General features: G+C 68.3%; 4 protein-coding genes. 3 read left to right on the top strand and 1 reads right to left on the bottom strand.

Translation table 11 applies throughout. The features are described from left to right. Positions 1-836 (bottom strand): glycosyltransferase (locus ACIQ67_RS20215; protein WP_397536170.1); only part of this gene is annotated, 836 nt, incomplete at its 3' end. A gap of 77 nt (positions 837-913) precedes the next feature. Between ACIQ67_RS20215 and msbA the strand changes: the two genes are divergently transcribed. From msbA to ACIQ67_RS20200, 3 genes are all read left to right on the top strand, one after another. Beyond that, positions 914-2656 carry a lipid A export permease/ATP-binding protein MsbA gene (msbA, locus tag ACIQ67_RS20210; protein ID WP_397536169.1) on the top strand — a complete coding sequence of 581 codons (1743 nt, stop codon included), beginning with the start codon at positions 914-916 and terminating at the stop codon, positions 2654-2656. Beyond that, complete coding sequence (locus ACIQ67_RS20205; RefSeq protein ID WP_397536168.1) at positions 2649-2918, top strand: hypothetical protein; 270 nt, start codon at positions 2649-2651, stop codon at positions 2916-2918. Before msbA ends, ACIQ67_RS20205 begins: the two co-directional genes overlap by 8 nt. Further along, positions 2918-3445, top strand: a 528-nt coding sequence (locus ACIQ67_RS20200) for a pseudouridine synthase (RefSeq protein ID WP_397536167.1), incomplete at its 3' end; no start/stop codon positions are given. The genes ACIQ67_RS20205 and ACIQ67_RS20200, both read left to right, overlap by 1 nt.

Here is a 3445-nt window from a genome sequence, read left to right as displayed (position 1 = left end):
GCCGCGAAATGCTCACCGCCTTGCGAGCGCGTCGCCAGCACCGGCAGGCCCGCGCTCATCGCCTCCAGGAACACCAGGCCAAAAGGCTCGGAGCGCGCCGCGCTGACGAAGGCATCGAAGGCGCTGAACCATTGCTGCGGCTGGGCCACGAAGCCCGGCATCAGCACCTCGGCCGGGGCGCGCTGCCGCAAGCCCTCCCAGTCGCGCCCGCCGCCGACGATGGCCAGCCGCGTCTGTGGCAGCTGCGCCGCGACAAAGGCATCGATCAGCAGGTCCAGCCCCTTGCTCGCCTCGGCGCGGCCCAGCGCGCCGATCAGAAAAACCTCGTCGGCAATACCCAGCTCGGCGCGCACACGCCGGCGCGCTTCGGCGTCGAAGGGCGGCGCGGCAGTCCAGTTGTCAATCTGCACCGTGTGGGCGCGCTGCGCAGCCGGGATCGCATCCAGCTGCCAGGGCCCGATGGCGATCAGCGCGTCCAAGTCGCGATGCTGCTGCGGCTTGTAGTGGATATGCAGCGTCGCGACGCGCAGGCACAGTCCTTTGAGTCCATGCAGCGCTCGGCAAGCATGGCTGAGGTGGGCATGGGCCACATCCGGCTTCAGACGCCGCAGGGCGCGGCGCGCGGCCCAGACGGCCAAGGGGCCCCAGCCAGCCACCAGCACCTGTTTCACCCGCGGGTCCAGCCGGTGTGCCAGCGCATTGGGCCGGTCTTCGGCGGCGCGCCGGTGCAGGATCATCGTCACCTCATGATCGGCGGCCTGCGCATTGGCCAGCTCGATGGCATGGCGCTCGGTGCCGGCAAAGCTGTGCGTCAGCAGCAGGTGGACGATCTTCATCAGTCAGGGCTCGGGGCGTCAGCGGGTTCGCAAGAGCGGCGACAATACCGCACTTCCGCCCTGCCCCGACCGACTCTGTGAGCACCACCGAACAGCCAGCCCTGAAAGACACCGCCCGCCAGGTGCTGCGCTACGTCCGCCCCTACCGCTGGGGCGTGGCGCTGACGCTGCTGGCCTATCTGGGCGCAGCCATCACCGAGCCGCTGATCCCGCACCTGATCAAGACCGTGTTCAGCGACGGCTTCAAGCCGGATTCCTTCTCGGTCTGGTGGGTGCCGGTGGTGTTGATCGGCCTGTTCGCACTGCGCGGGCTGTTCGGCTTCCTGGGCCTGTACCTGCTGAACTGGACCAGCTGGCGCACCGTGATGGACTTGCGCCGCGCGCTGCTGGAAACGCTGCTGAAGGCCGACTCCTCCGTCTACACCACGCTGCCGCCAGGCACCGCCGTGACCAAGGTGGTTAACGATCCGCAGCAGTTCATGAGCCTGCTGTCCGGTTCGGTGATCACGGTGCTGCGCGACGGTCTGCCCACCATCGCCACGCTGGGCTACCTGCTCTATCTGAACTGGCAGCTGACGCTGCTGTCGCTGATCACGCTGCCGCTGATGGCCTTCGTGATGCAGAGGATCAACAAGCGCGTGCAGCGCATTGGTGCGCTGAGCTACGACGCACAGATGCGGCTGTCGGCCAAGGTCGACGACCTGGTGCGCGCCTGGCGCGTGGTACGCAGCTTCGACGCGGCCGCGCACGAGCGCGAGCATTTCGCCGGCCTGGCCAAGGACGCGCAGCGCCAGGCGCTGAAGATCTCGGCCACCAATGCCACCATCCAGCCGCTGTCGCAGCTGGTCGCGGCCATCGGCCTGTCGCTGATCATCACCATCGCCTTGCTGCAGGCGCGCCAGAACAACACCGGCGTGGGCGAGTTTGCCGCCTTCGTCACCGCCTTGCTGCTGCTGAGTTCGCGCCTGCGCCATCTCTCCGAGTTGTCCCAGCCCATCCTCAACGGCCTGGTGATCGCGCGCGGCTGCTTCAGCCTGTTCGCGCTGCCCGCCGAGCCCGACCCTGGCACGCATGAGTTGCAGCGCTGCCAGGGCCGCCTGGAGCTGGATGCCGTGCACCTGCGCTACCCAGGCGCCGAGCGCGATGCGCTGCAAGGCCTGAGCCTGCCCTTCGAAGCCGGCCAGACCACGGCCCTGGTGGGAGCCTCGGGTTCGGGCAAGAGTTCCATCGTCACGCTGCTGCTGGGCTTCGCGCAGCCGCAGAGCGGCCGCATCCTGCTGGATGGCACGCCGATTGACGAGCTGACGCGCGCTTCGCTGCGCCGCCAGTTCGCCGTGGTCTCGCAAGACATCGTGCTGTTCGACGCCTCGGTGGCCGACAACATCGCTTATGCCCAGCCGCGCGACGAAGCCCGGCTGGAACAGGCGCTGCGCGCCGCCCATCTGTGGGACTTCGTGCAAGGCCTGCCACAGGGGCTCGAAACGCCGGTTGGCGCCAACGGCTCCAAGCTTTCCGGCGGCCAGCGCCAGCGCCTGGCAATTGCGCGCGCGCTCTACAAGGACGCGCCGATCTGGGTCTTCGACGAAGCCACCTCGGCACTGGACACCGAGAGCGAGCGCGCTGTGCAGCAGGCGCTGGACGAATGGCGCGGCAAGAAGACCCTGATCGTGATCGCCCACCGCCTGTCAACCATCCGCAATGCCGACCGCATCCATGTGCTGCGTGAGGGCTGCCTGGTCGAGAGCGGCAGCCATGCCGAGCTGCTGACACGCGAACGCGGCGCCTATGCCGCCATGGTCCAGGCCCAGACGGGTGAATAGCCCGCTTCTGTCCATGCAGCCCCACCCGCGCCGCTGCCTGCTGCTGACCGGTCTGGCCCTGATGCTTCTGCTGCCGCTGACGGTGCGCAGCGCGGGAACGCTGGAACTCAACCGCCCCAGCAGCGCCGAGCTCGAATCCTTGCCGGGCATCGGTCCGGCGCAGGGCCTGCGCATCGACGGCAACCCCTTCGAGGGCACGCCAGCGCGACCCGCTTCATCGCCCTCCTCTTCCTCTTCCGCTGCTTCGCCGCAGACCCGCTGATGCGCCTCTCACAAATTCTCTTCTCCCAGGGCTTCGGCACCCGCCGCCTGTGCGCCGGCCTGATCTACAACGGCGAGGTCAAGATCGGCGGCGAAATCGTCGATGACGCCGACGCCGAGTTCGCCACCGACGGTCTGGTGTTCGAGGTCAGTGGCAAGAGCTGGCCTTTCTATGAAAAGGCGCTGATCCTGCTGAACAAGCCGGCCGGCTACGAGTGTTCGCAAAAGCCCAAGCACCACCCCAGCGTGATGAGCCTGCTGCCGGCGCCGCTGCGCGAACGCGATGTGCAACCCGTCGGTCGCCTCGACGAAGACACCACCGGCCTGCTCTTGCTGACCGACGATGGCGCCCTGATCCACAAGCTGACCAGCCCCAAGCACCACGTGCCCAAGGTCTACGAAGCGCGCTGCAAGCACCCGGTGACGCCCGAGCAGGTGGCTCAGTTGCTGGCCGGCGTGGAGTTGCGCGAACCGCCCGCCGAGGCCCGCCCCGGCCGGCCCGCGCCCAAGCCGCGCCCGCCGGAACTC

Origin of the sequence: Roseateles sp. (genome assembly GCF_044373315.1) — a bacterium.
GTDB lineage: Bacteria > Pseudomonadota > Gammaproteobacteria > Burkholderiales > Burkholderiaceae_C > JACDQM01.
Note: the sequence above shows the minus strand (reverse complement) of the source record. Positions and strands in the feature narration are given on the sequence as shown.